Here is a 20292-nt window from a genome sequence, read left to right as displayed (position 1 = left end):
GCCAGACGGGAGTTTAAATGACATCGACGCCAGCGCCGAAGTACGATGAAATGTTTAACGCGGACGGATCCGTCCGGCCTGCCTATGCCGACTATCGCGAGTGGTTCGATGCTCAGGACAGCAACTGGCTGAAGCGGCAGGACGCGGAGGCTGAGCGCTTCTTCCGCCGCGTTGGCATTACTTTCAACGTCTATGGGGAAGATGACGCCGAGGAGCGGCTGATCCCGTTCGACATGATCCCCAGGATCATCACCGCGCGCGAATGGCGCAAGCTGACGCGCGGGATCGAACAGCGGGTGCGGGCGCTCAACGCCTTCCTGCAGGACTTGTATCACCGGCAGGAAATCATCAAGGCGGGCCGGCTGCCGATCCATTACTTGCGCGACAACGAAGCCTTCCTCACGCAGATGATCGGCTTCACGCCGCCGGGCGGCGTCTACACCCACATCGTCGGTATCGATCTCGTGCGCACCGGTCCCGATGAGTTCGTCGTGCTCGAGGACAACGCCCGTACGCCATCGGGCGTCTCGTACATGCTCGAGAACCGCGAAACGATGATGCAGATGTTTCCGGAACTGTTCACCCGGATTCCGGTGCGGCCCGTGTCGGACTATCCGCGCCGCCTCGCGCGCTCGCTGCGGGCCTGTGCGCCGACATGCGCGGCCGATCGGCCGGTCGTCGCAGTGCTCACGCCCGGCATTTACAACTCGGCGTACTTCGAACACGCCTTCCTCGCCGACGAGATGGGCGCCGAACTGATCGAGGGCAGCGATCTGCGGGTAATGGACGGCCGCGTGCAGATGCGCACCACGACCGGCTATACCCCGGTCGACGTCATCTATCGCCGGGTGGACGACAATTTCCTCGATCCGCTGTCGTTCAATCCCGACAGCATCCTGGGGATACCCGGGATCATGGACGTCTACCGTTCGGGCGGCGTCACGATCGCCAACGCACCGGGCACCGGCATCGCCGACGACAAGGCACTGTATACGTTCATGCCCGATATCGTCGAATTCTACACCGGCGAGAAGCCGATCCTCCAGAACGTCGAGACCTGGCGCTGTATTGAGGAAGACTCGCTCAAATACGTGCTCGACAACCTGCAGGACCTGGTCGTCAAGGAAGTGCACGGCTCGGGCGGCTACGGCATGCTGATCGGCCCAGCGGCCTCGAAGAAGGAGCTGGCCGAGTTCGAAGCGAAGCTGCGGGCAAAACCGGAAAACTACATCGCGCAGCCGACGCTTTCGCTTTCGACCGTACCGATCTTCACCAAGGAAGGTCTCGCGCCGCGCCACGTCGACTTGCGTCCCTTCGTGCTGGTTTCGCCCGAAGGGATCGACATCACGCCCGGCGGCCTCACCCGCGTTGCGCTCAAGAAGGGCTCGCTGGTGGTCAATTCCTCGCAAGGGGGCGGGACCAAGGATAGCTGGGTGCTCGACGAATAATGCTGGGACGGTCTGCTACTGGGGTCTTCTGGATGGCCCGCTACCTCGAGCGCGCCGAAAACTCGGCCAGGCTCATCGACGTCGGCTTCCATCTCGCGTTGACGCGAGGCGATCGCTCGCAGCAGGAAGAAGAATGGAAGTCGGTCCTCAAAACCACGGGCCAGATCCACGACTATTCCGCAAAGTTTAGCGACTTCGTCGGTCCTCAGGTGTTCAACTACCTGCTGCGCGACAAGGATAATCCGGCCAGCGTCCTGCAGATGATCGAATCCGCGCGAACCAATGCGCGGATGGTTCGCACCAGCATCACCGACGAAGTCTGGGAAGCGATCAACGAAACCTGGATGACCTTGCGCGAGCTGATGGCCCGGCCCGTGCGGGAGACCAATCTCGGCGAAGTGTTGTCGACCATCCGTCGGCAGACCACCCTCGTACGCGGCGCGATGGACGGCTCGATGCTGCGCAACGACGTGTTCAATTTTGCCCGAATCGGGACCTTCATCGAACGCGCCGACAGCACGGCGCGCATCCTCGACGTGAAGTACTACGTCTTGTTGCCATCGGTGGCCTGGGTCGGCTCCAGCCTCGACAACGTGCAGTGGGACACGTTGCTGCGCTCGGTCGCGGGCGATCGTGCTTACTCCTGGCTCAACGCCGGCAAGATGGATCCGCGAGACATCGCCAAGTTCCTGATCCTCGACGGTCGCTTCCCTCGCAGCCTTGCGTTCTGTTACGACAAGGTCCGCTCGAACATGGCGGGCCTCGCGATGCAGTACGGCGGCGAGACCGAAGCCCACGAATTGCTGCGCGATGCCGGAGCCCAGCTCCACCAGATCACGATCGAGGAAATCTTCGATCGCGGCCTGCACGAGTTTCTGCAGAGCGTCATCAACAAGACCAACCGCATCGGCGAATGCATCGCCTCCGAATATCGCTTCGTGACATAGGACAGCGCCAGTGGATCTCGCGATCTCGCACAGCACTCGATACATTTTCGCGCACCCTGTGCAGCACGGGTTGCAGCGCTTGCGGTTGCGTCCGAAGTCGACGCACGGGCAGGAAGTGCGCGACTGGCAGATGGATTTCGAAGGCGGGTACCCGCAGGCCGAGTACGACGATCAGAACAACAACCATGTGGTGCTGATCACGATCGAGCCCGGGGTCACCGAAATGGCCGTCACCTGCAAGGGGCTCGTCACCACCGTAGACAAGTCGGGCGTGATCGGTGAGCACGTCGGACATATGCCGCTGTGGTGCTTCCTGCGGCCGACTTCGCTGACCCGCGCGGGGTTGCGTGTCCGCAATCTGGTCGCCGGGCTGGACGCGGATAAATCTGATAAGCTCGGCTTTCTGCACACGCTGTCCGCCGCGATCAGCGATGCGGTCGAATACGTACCGGGATCGACTACGACGGAGACGAGCGCGGAGCAGGCGCTCGTCAATGGCCGCGGCGTTTGCCAGGACCACGCGCATATCTTCATCAGCGCCGGGCGACTGCTCGACATTCCGATGCGCTACGTCGGCGGCTATCTGAAGATGGACGACCGGATCGAACAGGAGGCCGGGCACGGCTGGGCGGAAGCCTGGGTGGAGGGCCTCGGTTGGGTCGGCTTCGATATCTCCAACAAGATGTGCCCGGACGAACGCTACGTTCGCGTCGCGACCGGCTGCGATTACTCCGAAGCCGCGCCGGTCAAAGGGATCGATGTCGGTGCTGGGGAAACCGAAATGGAAGTCCATTTATCGGTTGAGCAGAAAATGGTAAGTCAGCAGCAACAACAAGGCTCTGATGGTCAGCAGCAGTCGCAAGGCGGCTGAGTCGCGGTTGAGGCCGGACGATCCGCGTGCCCGATCGGGCGTCGCGCTTTACGAATAAAGGCTCACTGTAATGACATACTGCGTCGGCATGATTCTCGAACGCGGGCTCGTGATGATGAGCGATACGCGCACCAATTCGGGTGTCGACAACATCTCGGTATTTCGCAAGATGTTCCAGTGGTCGATCCCGGACGAACGGATCATCACGATCATGACCGCGGGCAATCTTGCCACGACGCAAGCGGTCGTCAGCCAGCTCGAGGAGCGCAACAAGGCGCCTTCGGAGCGGCAGAATTCGCTGCTCGAGGCGGAAACCATGTTTCAGGTGGCGACCATCGTCGGCGATCTGCTGCGCGACGTCATCGCGCTGCGCGCCAGCGACAATGGCCACAGCGGCTCCGGTCCGTTTGGTGCCTCGATCATCGTCAGCGGCCAGATCAAGGGCATGGAACCGCGCCTGTTCCTGGTCTATCCGGAAGGCAACTTCATCGAGGCCAGTTTCGACACGCCTTTCTTCCAGATCGGGGAAACCAAGTACGGTCGCCCGATCCTGATCCGCGGATACGATCGCGAAATGTCGTTCGAGGATGCGATCAAGCTGCTGATGGTCTCGTTCGATTCGACGTTGAAAGCCAACCTTTCGGTGGGTCTCCCGCTCGATCTGCTGGTGGTGGAGCGCGATCAGTTCGTGCCGCTGCACGAACGGCGCATCGATGCGACCGATCCGTACTTCCAGGCGATCTCGACCGGCTGGGGCGAGGCGCTCAAGCAAGCGTTTCTCGCGCTGCCCAATTACCATATCGAGCCGCAGCAACCGGCGGACGATATGCCGCGAGTCGCCGAGACGGCCTGATTCGCGCTGTCGACGGCCTGCAATCAGCGCTGGCTGCACCGCAAATCGATGATGCGCGACTGCAGGTACGTTACCGAGCCGCCTTCGCGCGCGATCTCTTCCTCTATGCAGGCCTCGCGTGACGTCGAAGAACTGCGCGATTCCCCTCTCAGCAGACGGTCGACTTCGCGCACTTCGCGCTGTTCGATCTGGGTCAGGTCCTGCAATTGCCGGCGCCCGTTCGCGATCGCGATATAGTTGTTGATCGCGCGCACTTCGTTGAGGACCTGTGCGGCGGCAGGCAACGGTAACGCCACTATGGCGGCAGCGACGAGGGCGGCGATCATTCGCATGAGAGGGTCTCCCGCAAAGGCACGTTCCGGTGATCGTCGACAGCGTGTCCGCAAGCCGCTGCACCGGGCCTGAACCGTTATGGTTGATGGGCGGGCAGGGCTTAGACGAGCTCCCGCAGACACCACGGTATGCGTCAACGACAGAAGTCCGCAGCGTCCGCTTCGAGGTGGAAATGGTTGCGGTGGGCGGCGTTGTATTCCGGGCCCAGCGTGGTGCCGAAGCGCTTGCAGGCGCTGCGGTGGACGATCCGCAGGAAACGCCGCTCGTCGCTCGTGCCGTTGGACCAATCGTCGAGGACGCTGATCCGGCGACCATCGGCCAGCACGAAAGCGGCCACGTCGATGGCGTTGGCTTTGGCATGGCCGGAAAGCCGGCTCGTGCCGGCGACGGTGCGGCAGCTATAGCTGCCCATCGTTTCGATCCGAGCCAAGGGGCTACCCAGAATTTGCCGGGCAGCGCGGTCGACGCCGAAGCGGGCCCAGCCCGCGAAGGCGCTCGCAGCGGGACACGTGACGGGCCCCAGGTTAGACAAAGTGAATTGCGCGGCATCGCCTTGCAGGCTGGCCAGCTGGACCGATCCGAGAATCGAACAACCCCCGCCGGTATAGCGATCGGGCAGGGGGGTGAAATTCGCGCGGGTCATTCCGAGCTCGGCCAGGCACTGCCGTGTCTCGGGCCGCGGTGAGGTGACGCGAGTCGACTGCCGAACGCTGTCGCGCTTGCTGCCGCCCGACACCTTGGGAATGTCGAGGCAACCGCTCAGCGCTGCCAGAAGCGGGAGTAGGATGAGGCACTTGCGCATGGCGTTAGCCTGTCATCGGATAGTTAACGTTACCTTTCAATGCGTGCCGAGAATGTCTTTCGGACTATGGGACTTTGCGGATTTCCGGGTCCCTTCTCAGATAGTTGGGGCGGTGTCGTGACACAAAAGTGCTGCCTTCTGGTTCGCCGCTGAACATACTTTTGCCACTTCCAGCATGACGGGTTCGCGGGGGAGGATGGAGGGGCGCGCGCAGGTCGCCGCGCGGCCGGTTCGGCCAAGACTTTGCCCAAGACTTTGATTGACATCTCGTGGGACGAACCTAAGTGCGGCGACGGGCCACGCGGTCCCAACGCCGCGCGAGCTCTCTGCGAGGAGAGTCTTAAATGACTGATATTACGAAGCCGGCGCGCAATCCCGCGCGTCCTTATTTTTCTTCCGGTCCCTGCGCCAAGCCGCCGGGATATTCCCCCGAAAAGCTGGCCACGCAATCGCTGGGTCGCTCGCACCGCGCAAAGATCGGCAAGTCCCGGCTTGCCTACTGCATCGATCTGATGCGCGAGGTGCTCGAGCTTCCCGAGACGCACCGGATCGGCATCGTTCCGGGCTCGGATACCGGCGCTTTCGAAATGGCGATGTGGACCATGCTTGGGGCGCGCGGCGTGACGACGCTGGCTTGGGAAAGCTTCGGCGAGGGCTGGGTGACCGACGCGGTCAAGCAGCTCAAGATCGATCCTACCGTGATCCGCGCCGACTATGGCGAGCTTCCCGATTTGTCGCAGGTCGACTGGAGCACCGACGTGCTCTTCACCTGGAACGGCACTACCTCGGGCGTCCGCGTTCCCAACGCCGACTGGATCCCGGCGGACCGCGAGGGCCTGTCCTTCGCCGATGCCACCAGCGGCGTGTTCGCCTACGACATCGATTGGTCGAAGATCGATGTCGCGACGTTTTCCTGGCAGAAAGTGCTGGGCGGCGAGGGCGGCCATGGCGTGCTGATCCTCGGTCCCCGCGCGGTCGAACGGCTGGAAAGCTACACCCCGGCATGGCCGTTGCCCAAGGTCTTCCGCCTCACCAAGGGCGGCAAGCTGACCGAAGGCGTGTTCAAGGGCGAGACGATCAACACGCCCTCGATGCTCGCCGTCGAGGATGCGATCTTTGCGCTAGAATGGGCGAAAGGGCTGGGTGGTCTTCAGGGGCTCAAGGCGCGCTCGGATGCGAACGCCGCCGCGCTCGACACGATCGTGGCGGAGCGGGACTGGCTCGGCCACCTCGCCACCGATCCGGCAAGCCGTTCGAAGACGTCCGTCTGCCTGACCGTCGAGGGCGCGGATGCCGACTTCATCAAAAAGTTCGCGAAGCTGCTTGAAGATGAAGGCGCGGCTTACGACGTCGCCGGCTATCGCGACGCGCCCCCGGGCTTGCGCATCTGGTGCGGCGCCACGGTCGAGACGCAGGACATCGTCGACCTCGGCCCCTGGCTCGACTGGGCCTACGCCACCGCGAAAGCGGCCTGACTCAACGAATTGCGTCACCCCGGACTTGATCCGGGGTCCCGCTATCTCTTCACCGCCCGCGATCCAAGCGGGACCCCGGATCAAGTCCGGGGTGACGGAGTACCCGATATGACCAAACCCCGCGTCCTCATCTCCGACAAGATGGACCCCAACGCCGAACGTATCCTCAAGGAAGGCGGCTGCGACGTCGACGTCATCACCGGCGAGACGCCCGAGCAGCTGATCGCACGCATTGGCGATTACGACGGCCTCGCGATCCGCTCCTCGACCAAGGTCACGGCCGAAGTGCTCGCCGCCGCCAAGAACCTCAAGGTGATCGGCCGCGCAGGCATCGGCGTCGACAACGTCGATATTCCCGCGGCCTCGTCGCAAGGCGTAGTGGTAATGAACACGCCGTTCGGCAACTCGATCACCACGGCCGAACACGCCATCGCGCTGATGTTCGCCGTCGCCCGCCAGATCCCGGATGCCAACGAGCAGACGCAGGATGGCAAATGGCCCAAGAACGCCTTCATGGGCGTCGAACTGACCGGCAAGACGCTCGGCCTGATTGGCGCGGGCAACATCGGCTCGATCGTTGCGAGCCGGGCGCTGGGGCTGCGGATGAAGGTCGTCGCCTTCGATCCGTTCCTCACCCCTGAGCGGGCCGTGGAACTGGGCGTTGAAAAGGCGGATCTCGACACGCTGCTGGCGAAGGCCGACTTCATCACGCTGCACACGCCGCTGACCGACCAGACGCGCAACATCCTCTCGGCCGAAAATCTGGCGAAAACCAAGAAGGGCGTGCGCATTGTCAATTGCGCGCGCGGCGGTTTGATCGATGAGGCCGCGCTCAAGGAAGGGCTTGAATCCGGCCACATCGCCGGGGCGGCCCTCGACGTGTTCGCGAACGAACCGGCGAAGGATTCGCCGCTGTTCGGCACGAAGAACTTCATCTGCACGCCGCACCTCGGCGCTTCGACCAGCGAGGCGCAAGTCAACGTCGCGCTGCAGGTCGCCGAGCAGATTGCCGACTATCTCGTCAATGGTGGCATCACCAATGCGCTCAATGTGCCTTCGCTGTCCGCCGAGGAAGCGCCGAAACTGCGCCCGTACATGTCGCTCGCCGAGAAGCTCGGCAGCCTCGTTGGGCAGCTCGCGCATGGCAACCTCGACAAGATCTCGATCGAGGTGGAGGGCGATGCCGCGCAGCTCAATCAGAAGCCGATCACGGCTGCTGTGCTCGCCGGGATGATGAAGCACTACTCGCAGGCCGTGAACATGGTGAACGCGCCGTATCTCGCCAAGGAGCGCGGCATCGACGTGCGCGAAGTGCGCCACGATCGCGAGGGCGTCTATCAGACGCTGGTCCGGGTGACCGTTGCGACCAGCCAGGGTGATCGCTCTGTCGCCGGCACCCTGTTCGGGGCTGACAACCCGCGCCTCGTCGAGATCTTCGGCATCGGCATCGAAGCCGAACTTGAAGGCGATATGCTCTATATCGTCAACGAGGACGCGCCTGGCTTCATCGGCTCCATCGGGTCGCTGCTGGGCGAGAACGGCATCAACATCGGCACCTTCCATCTCGGCCGCCGTGTCGCTGGTGGCGAAGCTATCCTGCTGCTGTCGATCGACGGCTCGATTTCGCAGGAACTTGTCAAGCAGGCCTGCGATCTGCCTGGGGTGAAGCTGGTCAAGCCACTCGCGTTCTGATCACGCTGCCTTCCTTTGCCGGGCCGGGGTTCGACTCCGGCCCGGCTAGCCGCTAAAGGCCCCACCGCCATGCCGGATAACGATCGCGATCTTCTGCCCGAAGGACTGGGAGACAGGCTGCCGCGCAGCGCCGCCGCTGCAAGCCGCGTGCGCCGCGCCGCGCTCGATGTTCTATCCGGGCACGGATACGAACGCGTCGAAACGCCGATGATCGAGTTCGAGCGGTCGATGGCCTCGCGCATGGCCGGCGTCCAGCCGCAGCGCATGTTCCGCTTCGTCGATCCGCTGAGCCTGCGCACCCTGGCGCTGCGATCGGACATCACGGCTCAAGTCGCGCGGATCGCCGCGACCGGGCTTGGCGGGCTCTCCAGGCCGCTGCGGCTGAGCTATGCGGGTCAAGTCGTCACGATCAAGGGCGATGGCCTCGATCCGGTTCGCGAACGCCTGCAATTGGGCGCGGAACTGGTCGGAAACGATTCGGTCGCGGCCGCTGCGGAAATCGTCACGGTCGCCATCGAGGCGCTGCAGGCGGCCGGGGCCACCGGTATCTCGATCGATTTCACGCTTCCCGATCTTGTGGATACGCTGGCGGCGGAAGCCATGCCGCTCGGCGCCTCGCAAATCGAGGCGGTGCGGCGCGAGCTCGATTCCAAGGATGCGGGTGGTTTGGTCGAGGCTGGCGGCAAGGACTACCTGCCGCTGCTGTATTCGGTGGGACCCTTCGAAACCGCGATCGAGCGGCTGGCTGCCTTCGATGTCGGCGGCGCGCTGGCAAGCCGGATCGCCGGTCTTCGCGAAATTGCGGAGCGGGTTGGCAACAAGGCCCGCATCACGCTCGACCCGTCCGAGCGGCATGGGTTCGAGTACCAGTCCTGGTTCGGGTTCACTATCTATGCCCAAGGCGTTGCCGGGGCGCTCGGCCGGGGCGGGACCTACCGCATCCTCGGCATCGACGAGCCTGCAATTGGCTTCTCTCTCTATCCTGATCCGCTGATCGATGCGCTCGCGGCGCGGATCGGCGAGGACAAGGTCCTCTTCCTCCCGCTGGGCCACGATGCAGCGGTTGCCGAAAGGCTGCGCGCGATCGGCTGGCGGACTCGCGCGGCCCTGGGCGAGAGCGACGATGCGGTCGCGCTGGGCTGTTCGCATCGGCTAGAGGGCGTGGACGCCGTGGAAATCGCCTGATCGTCCCGCTGGCGGATCCCTTTGCCGGCTTGATGACCTTTGCGCGCGCCTTCACCGCCAGAGATTGGCTCCGCGTACGGTGTTGCCGCAGCCGGTCGCTTCGCCTAGGGCGCGCCGGGTCGGAATTTCGAAGGAAACTTAGGCTTGGCCAATGTAACCGTGATCGGCGCCCAGTGGGGCGATGAAGGCAAGGGCAAGATCGTCGACTGGCTGGCAAGCCGCGCCGATGCCGTCGTGCGGTTCCAGGGCGGTCACAATGCGGGCCATACCCTGGTGGTCGGCGAGCAGGTCTATAAGCTGAGCCTGCTGCCTTCGGGCATCGTGACGGGCACGCTGTCGATCATCGGCAATGGCGTGGTGCTCGATCCCTGGGCGCTGAAAGCCGAAGTCGAGAAGCTCGAAGGGCAGGGCGTTTCGATCACGACCGAGAATTTCGCGATTGCCGACAACTGCCCGCTGATTCTGCCCGTCCACCGCGAGCTCGATGGCCTGCGCGAGGGGGCCGCGGGCTCGGGCAAGATCGGTACGACCGGGCGCGGCATCGGCCCCGCTTACGAGGACAAGGTCGGGCGCCGCGCGATCCGCGTTTGCGATCTTGCTCACCTCGACCATCTGGAACCCCAGCTCGATCGGCTTTGCGCGCACCACGATGCGCTGCGCGCCGGCTTCGGTGAACCGCCGATCGACCGGGCGGGCTTGATCGAGGCGCTGCGCGAGATCGCGCCGTTCGTGCTGCAATATGCGCAGCCCGTTTGGAAGCGCCTCAAGAAGGTGCGCAAGGCCGGCGCGCGCATCCTGTTCGAAGGCGCACAGGGCGTGCTGCTCGACGTCGATCACGGCACTTATCCCTTCGTCACCAGCTCGAACACCGTCAGCGGCACGGCGGCGAGCGGATCGGGGCTGGGACCGTCTGCCACGGGCTTCGTGCTGGGCATCGTCAAGGCCTATACGACGCGGGTCGGCTCGGGTCCGTTCCCGACCGAGCTGGAGGACGATACCGGCCAGCGGCTCGGCGAGCGCGGGCACGAATTCGGCACGGTCACCGGACGCAAGCGCCGCTGCGGCTGGTTCGACGCGGTGCTGGTGCGCCAGTCCTGCGCGATCTCCGGCGTCACTGGTATCGCGCTCACCAAGCTCGACGTGCTCGACGGGTTCGAGACGATCAAAGTGTGCACCGGCTATCGGCTGAATGGGAAGGTTCTCGACTATTTCCCAAGTCACGCCGCCGATCAGGCCGCGGTCGAGCCGATCTACGAGGAAATGCAAGGCTGGCAGGAGACCACCGCCGGCGCACGATCCTGGGCCGATCTGCCGGCGCAGGCGATCAAATATATCCAGCGCGTGCAGGAACTGATTGAGACGCCCGTCGCACTGGTCTCGACGAGCCCGGAGCGCGAGGATACGATCCTCGTTCGCGACCCCTTCCAGGACTGACTCGATGCACCTCCTCCGCCTCGCTCCGCTCGCTTTGTTGGCCAGCGCGGGCGGCGCGGCGGCTCAGGAGGAAGTGCCGGGCGCGCTGCTCGCCAATCATGTCGTGGTCGACAAGAGCGCGCGCACGCTGACGGCTTACGCCGACGGAACGCCGCTGCGCGTGATCGAGGGGATCCAGCTGGGTGATGCGCCTGACGGTCCCAAGCGGTTCCAGGGCGACGAACGCACGCCCGAAGGCCGCTACGAGATCGACTGGGGCAATCCGCAAAGCGCCTATACGCTGTCCCTGCATGTGTCGTATCCGAATGCCGCCGATACGGCCTATGCCGCGTCTTTCGGCCGAAGTGCCGGGGGTATGATCATGATTCACGGACAGCCGACCGGCATGGCGGGGCGCATGCGGGGGGACTGGACCGATGGTTGCATCGCCGTCTCCAACGAGGAGATCGCATGGCTCTGGCAAGTGGTGCCCGATGGCGCGACGATCGATATCTTGCCGTGAGATTGGGATGTCTTGAGGAGCCCCGGACACATCTCGCCCGTCACCCAACCCGCTCGGGCTGAATGGATCTAACCACTTGGAAGTCTAGAGCTTGAGGCCTCGACCTCAAAAATCGATGGCTATGCCTTTTTTCACCCAGTCGCCGTAGCGGGTGGGGGAAAGGCCATCCGGATCGGCTTCGTCTTCCGGCGCTTTTTCCGGGCGCGGCGCCGGTTCGTCGCTCCAGTGTGCAGGCTTCTCGAAAGTGGCGGGGCGCCTTGTTGCTCGCTGAGTCATGAGATGGATGTGGGACGGGTGGCGGCCCGATGCAATCGCGGATAGGGCGAACCGATGGACATTCCCGGATTGCCCGCGCGCCGCGCGGCGCTCACCATGCTCGATGCCGTGTTGCGCCGGGGCGAAACTCTCGATCAGGCGGCAAGCAATGCACTGCGCCGTATTACCGGTAGTCCCGACCGTGCCTTGGCTCGCGCCATCGTCTCGGAAACGCTGCGCTGGAAAGTCGATCTCGATGCCCTGATCGATAGCGCCACCCGCCAACGCCTGCCCGACGATGCCAAGCCGCGCGCCGTGCTTGAAATGATGCTAGTACAGGTTTTGCGTCTGCAGACGCCCCCCCATGCGGTCGTGGCGACGGGGCTCGAACTGCTGGCGGGCGGACCGCGGCGGCTGGCGCATGGCGTTTTCTCAACGCTCACCAAGGCCAATCCGGCGCTGCCTGATCGGCCGACCCTACCCGAGGAGGTCGTGAGGCGGTGGGCCGAGCGCTCGACGGCGATCGCGGCCGGACTTGCCGATCCGCCGCCGCTCGATCTGGCTCTGCGCGATCCTGCCGCCACCCGGGAATGGGCGGCCCGGCTGGAAGGTGTCTCCCTGGCTCCCGGCCATGTCCGGCTGCCGCGCGGCACCGCGATCGAGGACATTCCCGGCTTCGCCGAGGGTGAGTGGTGGGTGCAGGATCTCGCCGCAAGCCTGCCTGTGCGCTTGCTGGGTACGGGCGGGGGTCGGCGCGTGCTCGATCTCTGCGCGGCTCCTGGCGGCAAGACGCTGCAACTCGCGGCGGCGGGCTGGACCGTGACCGCGCTCGACATCGCGAAGCGTAGGACCGAGCGACTGCGCGAGAACCTGGAACGCACCCGACTGGGAGCAGAGGTCATCGTCGCCGATGCCCTGCAGTGGCAGCCCGCGACTTCATACGATGCGATCCTGCTGGATGCCCCGTGCAGTGCCACCGGGACCTGCCGTCGTCACCCGGACGTGCTGCATCGCATTCATTCAGCGCAGATTAGCGAACTGGCCGAGTTGCAAGGCAGCTTGCTCGCCAAGGCGACGGACTGGCTCGCTCCGGGCGGCACGCTCGTCTACGCCGTTTGCTCGCTGGAAAGCGAAGAAGGCGAAGCTCAGGCCGAGCGAGTCGATCTGAACGGCGTTCCCATTCTCCCAAGCGAACTTCCGGCAGGCCTCGAACCCGGCCCGCAAGGCTGGTTGCGGACCGACCCCGGCATGTTGGCACACGCGGGCGGGCTCGACGGTTTCTTCATCGCCCGCTGGCGCCGCTGACCCCGCGTCAGGCGTCAGAGCGCACTTTCGCCTGAAAGCTTTTTCGTAGCTTCATCAACTTGGGCGGGATCACTGCCTGGCAGTAAGGATTGCGCTGGCCTTCGCCCTCCCAGTATTCCTGATGATAGTCCTCGGCCGGATACCAGGTCGCGGGGCCTTCGATCGTCGTGACCGCCGTGGCGCCGTTCTGTGCGTTCCAGCGCTCGATCGCCGCCTCCGCTTCGGCTCGTTGGGCATCGTCGAGCGGAAAAATCGCAGAGCGATACTGCGTGCCCACGTCGTTGCCCTGACGGTTGAGTTGCGTCGGGTCGTGCGTGCCCAGGAAGACGTCGAGGATTTCGGCAAGGCTGATCGTATCGGGATCATACGTCACCCGGATCGCCTCGGCGTGCCCGGTGCTGCCCGAGCAGACCGCCTTGTACGTCGGGTTCGGAACTTCGCCGCCGATGTATCCGCTTTCCACTTCGCTCACGCCTATCACGTCGCGAAACACTGCTTCGGTGCACCAGAAGCATCCGCCGGCCAGGATTGCCGTTTCCATCACATGTCTCCATCCGTGCGGGGGCCGACCCCGCGGTTGGCCTTCAGATAGGAACGTTCTGCTTGCTTGCCATCGCTGCCCGCTCGGGTAGGTTCTGGCCACGTCCTTGTTTCGGAGTCGCTCCATGCGCCGTTTTCTGCTCGCCATCTCCACCTCGTTCGGGCTGATTGCCGCCCCCGTCGCTGCCGACGCCGACGACGAGACCACAGTCGTCGCCTGTGAAGGCTGCGAAGCTCTGCTCGAGCTGGCTGCGGCGAGTCCGTCGCGCAAGGCGGACAGCGGCCGCGATACCTATCGCAATCCGGTCGCCACGCTCGCATTTCTCGGGGTTCGGCCAGACATGAAAGTCGGCGAATACGCGCCTGGCGGCGGCTGGTATTCGCGCGTACTGGCTCCGTATCTGGCCGGCGAAGGCGAGCTGGTGGGCCTGTTCTTCGACAAGGATGCCGACGGCATTCCCGAGCGGTACCGCGCGGGCGCGCCCGAGCAAGCGGCCAAGTTCGGCGGTCAGGTTGCCGGCTGGTCGGGCAAGCCAGAGGCGAAAGTCTCCGGCTTTTCGCTCGATGCCGTTCCCGATGATCAGAAAGGCACCTTCGATCGCATTCTGGTGATGCGGATGATGCACAACCTCATGCGCTGGAATGCCGCAGACAGCGAGATCGGCACGATGCGCGAACTCCTGAAGCCCGACGGCATGATCGGCATCGTCCAGCACCGCGCGAAGGCGGATGCGCCCTGGAGCTACGCCAACGGCGAACACGGCTACTTGCGCGAGGCTGACGTCATCAAGCTTATGGAGCTGAACGGCTTCGAACTGGTCGGCAAGTCCGAGATCAACGCCAACCCGAAAGACACCGCCAATTGGGAAAGCGGCGTCTGGACGTTACCGCCGACTTACGCGCTCAAGGACAAGGACAAGGCGAAATACGAGGCCATCGGCGAGAGCGACCGGATGACCCTCCTGTTCCGCAAGGCGTCCTAAAGCCGTTTATTCATCGCGCTTTAATCGGATTTTTCGCAGTTTCGCTTCGCGCCGCCCGTGCGGCTGGGAGTAATATGTGCGAAAGTTGAATTGGAAACCTGCCCCCCGCCTCGTTCCGGCGGTGCTGCCCTTGCTTGCCGCCACCGCTTGCAGCGACAAGGCGGACGAGGCGCGCGGCGTCGACCATGGCGAGACGCTGCTGTCTGTCAGTGCGAGCGGTCATTCCGAAGCGCGGCCCGACAAGGCGCAATTCGCCGCGGGCATCCAGACCACCGCTGCCAGCGCCAAGGCCGCCAGTGAAGCCAACGCGAAGAAGATCGACGAGATCGTCGGTGCCCTCAAGGAAATGGGCGTCGATGAAAAGGATATCCAGACGCGCTCACTCAGCGTCAATCGTATCGACTGGGGCGACCGCAAGGGCCAGTTCGCCGCCAGCAACACGGTGAATGTGATCTTGCGCGATGTCGACAAGGCGGGCGCAGCGGTCGCTGCTGTCACGCAGGCCGGCGCGAACCTGATGTCCGGGCCGGACCTCACGATGTCCGATCCCGAAGCGACCGCGAACCTGGCTTACGCCGAGGCCTATAAGGCTGCGCGCAAGCGGGCCGAAGTCTATGCCAATGCCGCCGGGATGCAGATCAGCCGCGTGCTCTATATCCGCGATTCGGGCGGCCAGCAGGGCAACCGTTATTTCTCGGGAGCGGTCCCGATGGCGCCTCCGCCGCCCCCGCCGCCGGTCTCGGCCTATCCGGTCGCGATGCCCGAGAGCTCCGACCAGTCGGGTGGCGCACGGATCATGCCCGGCCAGACCGCGAGCGACGTGACGATCCAGGTGGACTTCGCGCTGCGTCCGAAATAGTCGGCGCCTATGAGCCAGATCACCGTCGCAGCCCTGCAGCTCGCCCTCAACTCCGCCGACGAGGCGGAGAACATCGCCGCCGTAACCGCGCTGGTAGAGGACGCGGCGGGGAAGGGCGCGGAAGTCATCCTGCCGCCCGAACTGTTCTCCGGCCCCTACTTCTGCAAGGTCGAGGAAGAGGACCTGTTCGCACTCGCCCGCCCCACGGCGGAGCATCCCTCGGTCATCGCCATGCAGGCGCTCGCCGCGCGGCTTGGCGTGACGATCCCGACCAGCTATTTCGAGCGCGACGGGCATCATTACTTCAATACGCTGGCGATGATCGGCCCCGACGGCGCGATCGTGGGGACCTATCGCAAGAGTCACATCCCCGATGGCCCGGGCTACGAGGAAAAGTACTACTTCCGCCCCGGCAACGACGGCTTCAAGGTCTGGGATGTGGCGCTTAAGGCGGGCGGAAGCGTCAAGATCGGCGTCGGCGTCTGCTGGGACCAGTGGTACCCCGAATGCGCGCGAGTGATGGCGCTGATGGGTGCCGAATTGCTGTTCTATCCCACCGCAATCGGTTCCGAGCCCTACGACGCGGACCTCGACACCAGCCGCATGTGGCGTCGGGCGATGCTGGGCCATGCCGTCTCCAACTGCATGCCCGTGATCGCCGCCAACCGCATCGGCGTGGAGGACGGTCAGGCGTTCTACGGCCACAGCTTCATCACCGACGAATGGGGCGATTTTCTGGCCGAGTACGGCAAGGCAGAAAGCGGTGCGCTGGTGGCGACGATCGATCTCGCCCAGGCGGCCAAACACCGCGCCGGAATGGGCTTCTTCCGCGATCGCCGTCCACAGCTCTACGGACGCATCGCGCAGGATATCTGAGGGCTTGGCGCGCTACGCCTACCTCCTCGCACTTGGCTCGAATAGGCGTCACGGCCGCCATGGCAGTCCACGCCAGGTCGTCGCTGCCGCATGTGACGCCTTGGGGGCGGCCGGTTGCACTGTCGAGGCGCGTTCGCCTATCGTCACCACCGCGCCGTTGGGACCGTCGCGCCGCCGCTACGCCAACGCCGCTGCCGTCGTCGCCACAGACATGGATCCGCCTGCATTGCTGGTTCGGATCAAGCAGCTGGAAAAAGACTTCGGTCGCCGTCGCAACCAGCGCTGGGGAGCACGCGTGCTCGATGTCGACATCATCCTGTGGAGCGGCGGTCGCTGGCAATCGCGCGCGCTTGGCGTGCCGCACGGTGCGTTCCGCCAGCGCGACTTCGTTCTTGCCCCGGCTCTTGCCATTGCCCCGGACTGGCGCGACCCGGTGACCGGCCTCTCGCTGCGACATCTCTTCGCACGCTTGACCCATCCCCGCCCGGCCCCTAGGTGACTTTTCGCACCGCGAGCGGCCAGTGAGCCGCATGGGGGCCCTTAGCTCAGTCGGTAGAGCAACTGACTTTTAATCAGTAGGTCGCTGGTTCGAACCCAGCAGGGCTCACCAATAAACATCTGAAATTTAGATATATTTCTAAGAGCGACCGGTCCCAGGCGGAACTTGCGAGCACTCTAGGTAACAGCCTAGGTAACAAATTGCATTCTGGATCGGGTGGGACACTATTGGATCTGGGTGGCAAAAACTCGCGAATGCTCGACCTGAAGCTGCCAGTCTCCACATCGATCCCGCGCCCGAATCGCTAATGAATCTTTCGTCTGCCGGAAAGCCACGGTCAGCTCTGCCATCAACACGATTTCTCAGTTTGAAGGTGAGGCGGGGGGGCGTGGTGCTCACATTGGTGTCGAGCGATTGGCCGCGCGGCGAGCAATGACGGAGGACTGGATCGACCCACATGTCGGTCTCAAAGTCCATTGCATCTCGATGGCGAACCAAGAAGTCGCCTGACAGTGACGCACCGCGCCGAGCTATTGGTTCCCGGGGCGCCAACGTTAGAGGACATTTCGAACATAGGCCGGCGTCTCGCCGTTCTGTGGGACCCCGCTCGATCGTTCTACGGCTCGTGGTCCAGCGTTGTAGGCGGCTAGCGCCAGATGGATCAGGTTGAAGCGATCAATCATTTGACGAAGGTATCGGGCGGCGCCGTCGACATTCTGCCGGGGATCGAACCGGTTGCGGACTCCCAGTTCGCGAGCCGTGCCCGGCATGAGCTGCCCAAGACCTCCTGCGCCGGCTTTGCTGATTGCCAGTGGATTATAGCGCGATTCGACCCAGACCAGCGCATCCAGCAAGCCTTCGGGCAACGCATAGCGGAATTCAGCTTCGCGGACCTGGGGCAGATAGATTTCCGGGCGATAGTTTGTCCTCGGACCTGCTGGCGGACCTGACCGGGACATCTCCGACCGAGGGCGCGCAATCGGTGAGCCAGCTTCAGGCGCGACGCTTGCCCGGCTCTCCCACTTGCCGTGCTCCACCAACCGGAACCCATTATTATAGACCCTGACTGCCGCGCCGGGATCCGGACTTTCAGTTTGCAAGTCTTCAGCCCGCAGGCTCGTGGCGCCGCTCAGGATTCCCAAGCCCATGATGGCAAGCCCAAGTCTCATCCTGTGCCTCATCGATCCGCATCCATCTGTCCAAACGCGATGAGAACATTTATAGAACGATTCATCGTCAATCGGCAGTGACAGGGCGCGGAGTGGAGGCTGCGCCGGGGGAGGCATGCCCAATGGAGTAGGCCTCATGATGCATACGCAAACGTCGTCGCCACTGGCTGATCGTGCCCGCAAACTGGTGGAATCGCTGGGCGGAACCTGGCGCGGGACCAAGGGCATGTGCTGCTGTCCGGCGCACGCCGACCGAACTCCCTCGCTCAGCGTGACGCTTGGGCAACGGGCGATTCTTTTTCACTGCTTCGCGGGGTGTACCAACGAGGCCGTGCTCGCGGCTGTTGCCGGCCAGGGCACTGGCCTTCGCGAGCTGTTTGATGGCTCGTCGGCACTGGCCGAATCTCCCGCCCCGAAGGAAAGCCAGAATGCGAACGCGGTCCGGCTTTGGCGGAGCGCCTGCGCGCTCGGCGGTACGGCGGCCGAGCGCTATCTCACTCGACGCGGCATCGATGAGCGTTCGCGCGATCTGCGTTATCTGGGCCGCACGCCGCTTGGCGCTCGCGACAATGTCCAGTTCAGGGCAGCGATGCTGGCAGCCGTCCGCAGCGACGAGGGCGTCATCGCGCTCCACCGCACGTGCCTCGATCCGCGTTCGGGCAAGATCGCGAAGATCACAATGCCGAAACGGGCACTGGGAAGCCTGCAGCGCGGTGCGGTCCGGCTTGCGATGCCGAGAGGCGGGCGCCTCGGACTGGCCGAAGGTATCGAGACCGCGCTCGCCGCGGCGCAGCTGTTTGGTATTCCCTGCTGGGCGACGCTGGGGAACGAGCGCTTCGGGCAAGTCGCGATCCCCGACAGCGTCCGCGAGCTTCACCTCTTCGTCGATAACGATCCGGGCGGACGCGTCGCGGAAATGAAGGCGCGCATTGCACACGACCGCAAGGACCGCACGATCATCGCCTGCGAGCCGACCGGCGCGACACGGACTGGGCCGATGTGCTGCAGGAGCGGGTGACCAGTTCATCTTGAACAGAGGGGAGGCGGCGATTGCCTCGCGGGCTCACCAAAGCGTGACCGGTCCCGCAAGGAGGCACCATGATCCACTCTTCCCAACTGTTCGATTTTGTCACGGCGAGCGAGCCGAGATTGCTCGTCGCGGCTCGCTCGCTCGCACATCCGCTTGAGAATGACACGCCGATCGATCGTGCTGCGATTTGGCACGCTCTCCTCGAGACATTCGGCGGTTCCGATGCCGATGGCTGCTGGTCAGTCCGCGAAGCCCATGCCGCGCTCGAACTGGCGCAGGTCTTTACCCTCAAGGAGCAGAGTGGCCTGACGCCTGCAGTTCCGCCGGTCGAAGCCTTCGCGGCTTTCGATCGGCTCAAGGCGCTCGTTCCCACCCAGACCACGCGGAGCGAGGAGCAAATCGAGCCGCAGCAGTTCGTGACGCCGCCGCGGCTCGCCTGGCTGGCGGCGCGGGCAGCACGGATCGGAGCGCATGACCATGTCCTCGAACCTTCTGCTGGGACCGGCAAGCTTGCGCTCTGGGCCGGGATGACCCAGGCAAGCCTTTGGCTCAACGAAATCTCCCCGCAGTGCCGCGAGTGTCTCGAGGCGCTCTTCCGCGCGAGCAATATCACCGGCCACGATGCCGAACTCATCGACGATTTGCTTGCACCGCAACTGGTACCCAGCCTCGAGCAGCCGCGCTGTCTCCTCGACGCTCAAGACCACACGCAGCTTGGGCATGCTGCGAACAACGACGAGCCCCAGCGCCATCTCCGGGCGCTTCAGGGTTATCCCGAACAGGAACCGCAGTGCCGACACGGCCCCATTGATCGTGGCCGGCCCCACGGCGCGCTCGTGCTGGTCGAACTGATAACGCCGCAGGTCTTCCATTATGGCCGTATCCGGCGGACGGCCCAGGAACGCGGCGAAGCTCCGGGCATGCCGGATATAGTCCTTCTGCGTGTGCGCCCCGAGGCCACGCATCGTCATGTCCTGCAACATCCGCTCGCGCAGCGAATGGCTCGGGGCAGCGGTCGTGATAGTATCCATGGTAAGTTCCTCTCCGTTGCAGGAACTCCACCTTCGGCGGGCGACGTCGCCCCGCCGAAAGCCTCACAAATACTACGCTACTGAGATGGTGCCGGTTTTCTGGACAGGGTGTTAAGCTACTCCCGACCTGATGGATTGGTACGGGAATGAAGACGACGAGGAAGCGCTACAGCGCCGATTTTAAGGCCAAGGTCGCACTGGAA

21 protein-coding genes and 1 tRNA gene are annotated in these 20292 nt (G+C 64.1%); 16 read left to right on the top strand and 6 right to left on the bottom strand.

All coding sequences use genetic code 11. The annotated features are described in order from the left end of the window. Window positions 1-17 precede the first annotated feature (17 nt). From GQO94_RS11455 to GQO94_RS11440, 4 genes are all read left to right on the top strand, one after another. A complete protein-coding gene (locus GQO94_RS11455) occupies window positions 18-1448 on the top strand; it encodes a circularly permuted type 2 ATP-grasp protein (RefSeq protein ID WP_156841536.1) in 1431 nt (476 codons plus the stop codon). Continuing rightward, complete coding sequence (locus GQO94_RS11450) at window positions 1448-2395, top strand: alpha-E domain-containing protein (protein WP_156841534.1); 948 nt, start codon at window positions 1448-1450, stop codon at window positions 2393-2395. The genes GQO94_RS11455 and GQO94_RS11450 overlap by 1 nt, the downstream gene beginning before the upstream one ends. Before the next feature lie 10 nt (window positions 2396-2405). Beyond that, window positions 2406-3266: a transglutaminase family protein gene (locus tag GQO94_RS11445; protein WP_156841532.1), complete on the top strand. Its 861-nt coding sequence runs from the start codon at window positions 2406-2408 to the stop codon at window positions 3264-3266. A gap of 70 nt (window positions 3267-3336) precedes the next feature. Beyond that, window positions 3337-4119, top strand: a complete 783-nt coding sequence (locus GQO94_RS11440) for a proteasome-type protease (protein WP_156841530.1) — start codon at window positions 3337-3339, stop codon at window positions 4117-4119. Window positions 4120-4142: 23 nt separating this feature from the next. Here the strand turns inward: GQO94_RS11440 and GQO94_RS11435 are convergent, their stop codons facing one another. Beyond that, window positions 4143-4451: a hypothetical protein gene (locus GQO94_RS11435; RefSeq protein ID WP_156841528.1), complete on the bottom strand. Its 309-nt coding sequence runs from the start codon at window positions 4449-4451 to the stop codon at window positions 4143-4145. A 134-nt stretch (window positions 4452-4585) separates the two neighbouring features. Beyond that, complete coding sequence (locus GQO94_RS11430) at window positions 4586-5254, bottom strand: extensin family protein (RefSeq protein WP_156841526.1); 669 nt, start codon at window positions 5252-5254, stop codon at window positions 4586-4588. A 344-nt stretch (window positions 5255-5598) separates the two neighbouring features. On the opposite strand from GQO94_RS11430, the gene GQO94_RS11425 reads away from it, so the two are divergent. The 5 genes from GQO94_RS11425 (at window position 5599) to GQO94_RS11405 (ending at window position 11542) form a co-directional block, all read left to right on the top strand. Further along, window positions 5599-6729, top strand: a complete 1131-nt coding sequence (locus GQO94_RS11425; protein ID WP_156841524.1) for a phosphoserine transaminase — start codon at window positions 5599-5601, stop codon at window positions 6727-6729. A gap of 108 nt (window positions 6730-6837) precedes the next feature. Then, window positions 6838-8421 carry a phosphoglycerate dehydrogenase gene (gene serA, locus GQO94_RS11420; protein WP_156841522.1) on the top strand — a complete coding sequence of 528 codons (1584 nt, stop codon included), beginning with the start codon at window positions 6838-6840 and terminating at the stop codon, window positions 8419-8421. Between the two features lie 69 nt (window positions 8422-8490). Then, window positions 8491-9606: an ATP phosphoribosyltransferase regulatory subunit gene (locus GQO94_RS11415; protein WP_156841520.1), complete on the top strand. Its 1116-nt coding sequence runs from the start codon at window positions 8491-8493 to the stop codon at window positions 9604-9606. A 144-nt stretch (window positions 9607-9750) separates the two neighbouring features. Beyond that, complete coding sequence (locus GQO94_RS11410; RefSeq protein WP_156841518.1) at window positions 9751-11040, top strand: adenylosuccinate synthase; 1290 nt, start codon at window positions 9751-9753, stop codon at window positions 11038-11040. 4 nt (window positions 11041-11044) lie between these two features. Further along, on the top strand, window positions 11045-11542 hold the full coding sequence (locus GQO94_RS11405) for a L,D-transpeptidase family protein (protein WP_156841516.1): 498 nt from the start codon (window positions 11045-11047) through the stop codon (window positions 11540-11542). A gap of 105 nt (window positions 11543-11647) precedes the next feature. Here the strand turns inward: GQO94_RS11405 and GQO94_RS11400 are convergent, their stop codons facing one another. Then, window positions 11648-11818 (bottom strand): DUF1674 domain-containing protein, encoded by a 171-nt coding sequence (locus tag GQO94_RS11400; RefSeq protein ID WP_156841514.1) that lies wholly within the window; start codon window positions 11816-11818, stop codon window positions 11648-11650. A 54-nt stretch (window positions 11819-11872) separates the two neighbouring features. Between GQO94_RS11400 and GQO94_RS11395 the strand changes: the two genes are divergently transcribed. After that, the gene (locus tag GQO94_RS11395; protein WP_156841512.1) at window positions 11873-13102 is read left to right on the top strand and encodes an RsmB/NOP family class I SAM-dependent RNA methyltransferase; all 1230 of its coding nucleotides are present in this window, start codon (window positions 11873-11875) and stop codon (window positions 13100-13102) included. Window positions 13103-13109: 7 nt separating this feature from the next. On the opposite strand, the gene msrA is transcribed toward GQO94_RS11395, so the two are convergent. Further along, window positions 13110-13643 (bottom strand): peptide-methionine (S)-S-oxide reductase MsrA, encoded by a 534-nt coding sequence (gene msrA, locus GQO94_RS11390; protein ID WP_156841510.1) that lies wholly within the window; start codon window positions 13641-13643, stop codon window positions 13110-13112. Window positions 13644-13767: 124 nt separating this feature from the next. Here msrA and GQO94_RS11385 point away from each other — a divergent pair, with 124 nt between their 5' ends. The 5 genes from GQO94_RS11385 to GQO94_RS11365 all read left to right on the top strand — a co-directional run bounded on the left by GQO94_RS11385 (window position 13768) and on the right by GQO94_RS11365 (window position 16970). Further along, a complete protein-coding gene (locus tag GQO94_RS11385; protein WP_156841508.1) occupies window positions 13768-14625 on the top strand; it encodes a class I SAM-dependent methyltransferase in 858 nt (285 codons plus the stop codon). Window positions 14626-14701: 76 nt separating this feature from the next. After that, on the top strand, window positions 14702-15484 hold the full coding sequence (locus GQO94_RS11380; RefSeq protein WP_232332898.1) for an SIMPL domain-containing protein: 783 nt from the start codon (window positions 14702-14704) through the stop codon (window positions 15482-15484). Between the two features lie 9 nt (window positions 15485-15493). Further along, complete coding sequence (gene aguB, locus GQO94_RS11375; RefSeq protein WP_156841506.1) at window positions 15494-16360, top strand: N-carbamoylputrescine amidase; 867 nt, start codon at window positions 15494-15496, stop codon at window positions 16358-16360. Window positions 16361-16364: 4 nt separating this feature from the next. Beyond that, window positions 16365-16859, top strand: a complete 495-nt coding sequence (gene folK / locus GQO94_RS11370) for a 2-amino-4-hydroxy-6-hydroxymethyldihydropteridine diphosphokinase (protein WP_156841504.1) — start codon at window positions 16365-16367, stop codon at window positions 16857-16859. A gap of 35 nt (window positions 16860-16894) precedes the next feature. Further along, window positions 16895-16970, top strand: a tRNA-Lys gene (locus GQO94_RS11365). Window positions 16971-17413: 443 nt separating this feature from the next. Here the strand turns inward: GQO94_RS11365 and GQO94_RS11360 are convergent. Continuing rightward, entirely contained in the window at window positions 17414-18028 is a 615-nt protein-coding gene (locus tag GQO94_RS11360; protein WP_232332897.1) for a lytic transglycosylase domain-containing protein, read from the bottom strand. Window positions 18029-18164: 136 nt separating this feature from the next. Between GQO94_RS11360 and GQO94_RS11355 the strand changes: the two genes are divergently transcribed. Then, on the top strand, window positions 18165-19046 hold the full coding sequence (locus tag GQO94_RS11355; RefSeq protein ID WP_332310843.1) for a DUF7146 domain-containing protein: 882 nt from the start codon (window positions 18165-18167) through the stop codon (window positions 19044-19046). A 251-nt stretch (window positions 19047-19297) separates the two neighbouring features. Here GQO94_RS11355 and GQO94_RS21030 read toward each other — a convergent pair whose 3' ends face one another. Next, the gene (locus GQO94_RS21030; protein WP_232332896.1) at window positions 19298-20089 is read right to left on the bottom strand and encodes a phage integrase N-terminal SAM-like domain-containing protein; all 792 of its coding nucleotides are present in this window, start codon (window positions 20087-20089) and stop codon (window positions 19298-19300) included. Between the last annotated feature and the right edge of the window lie 203 nt (window positions 20090-20292).

Source organism: Novosphingobium aquimarinum (assembly GCF_009746585.1).
GTDB classification, from domain to species: Bacteria; Pseudomonadota; Alphaproteobacteria; order Sphingomonadales; family Sphingomonadaceae; genus Novosphingobium; species Novosphingobium aquimarinum.
The sequence above is the reverse complement of the archived record's forward strand: the minus strand, read 5'-3'. Positions and strand labels throughout refer to the sequence as shown.

What these genes read in the sequence shown, in the direction of transcription:
- GQO94_RS11455 (WP_156841536.1), top strand. Translation starts at nt 18, where the DNA reads ATGACATCGACGCCAGCGCCGAAGTACGATGAAATGTTTAACGCGGAC.
- GQO94_RS11450 (WP_156841534.1), top strand. Translation starts at nt 1,448, where the DNA reads ATGCTGGGACGGTCTGCTACTGGGGTCTTCTGGATGGCCCGCTACCTC.
- GQO94_RS11440 (WP_156841530.1), top strand. Translation starts at nt 3,337, where the DNA reads ATGACATACTGCGTCGGCATGATTCTCGAACGCGGGCTCGTGATGATG.
- GQO94_RS11435 (WP_156841528.1), bottom strand. Translation starts at nt 4,451, where the DNA reads ATGCGAATGATCGCCGCCCTCGTCGCTGCCGCCATAGTGGCGTTACCG.
- GQO94_RS11430 (WP_156841526.1), bottom strand. Translation starts at nt 5,254, where the DNA reads ATGCGCAAGTGCCTCATCCTACTCCCGCTTCTGGCAGCGCTGAGCGGT.
- GQO94_RS11425 (WP_156841524.1), top strand. Translation starts at nt 5,599, where the DNA reads ATGACTGATATTACGAAGCCGGCGCGCAATCCCGCGCGTCCTTATTTT.
- serA (WP_156841522.1), top strand. Translation starts at nt 6,838, where the DNA reads ATGACCAAACCCCGCGTCCTCATCTCCGACAAGATGGACCCCAACGCC.
- GQO94_RS11415 (WP_156841520.1), top strand. Translation starts at nt 8,491, where the DNA reads ATGCCGGATAACGATCGCGATCTTCTGCCCGAAGGACTGGGAGACAGG.
- GQO94_RS11405 (WP_156841516.1), top strand. Translation starts at nt 11,045, where the DNA reads ATGCACCTCCTCCGCCTCGCTCCGCTCGCTTTGTTGGCCAGCGCGGGC.
- GQO94_RS11400 (WP_156841514.1), bottom strand. Translation starts at nt 11,818, where the DNA reads ATGACTCAGCGAGCAACAAGGCGCCCCGCCACTTTCGAGAAGCCTGCA.
- GQO94_RS11395 (WP_156841512.1), top strand. Translation starts at nt 11,873, where the DNA reads ATGGACATTCCCGGATTGCCCGCGCGCCGCGCGGCGCTCACCATGCTC.
- msrA (WP_156841510.1), bottom strand. Translation starts at nt 13,643, where the DNA reads ATGGAAACGGCAATCCTGGCCGGCGGATGCTTCTGGTGCACCGAAGCA.
- GQO94_RS11385 (WP_156841508.1), top strand. Translation starts at nt 13,768, where the DNA reads ATGCGCCGTTTTCTGCTCGCCATCTCCACCTCGTTCGGGCTGATTGCC.
- aguB (WP_156841506.1), top strand. Translation starts at nt 15,494, where the DNA reads ATGAGCCAGATCACCGTCGCAGCCCTGCAGCTCGCCCTCAACTCCGCC.
- GQO94_RS11360 (WP_232332897.1), bottom strand. Translation starts at nt 18,028, where the DNA reads ATGAGACTTGGGCTTGCCATCATGGGCTTGGGAATCCTGAGCGGCGCC.
- GQO94_RS11355 (WP_332310843.1), top strand. Translation starts at nt 18,165, where the DNA reads ATGATGCATACGCAAACGTCGTCGCCACTGGCTGATCGTGCCCGCAAA.
- GQO94_RS21030 (WP_232332896.1), bottom strand. Translation starts at nt 20,089, where the DNA reads ATGGATACTATCACGACCGCTGCCCCGAGCCATTCGCTGCGCGAGCGG.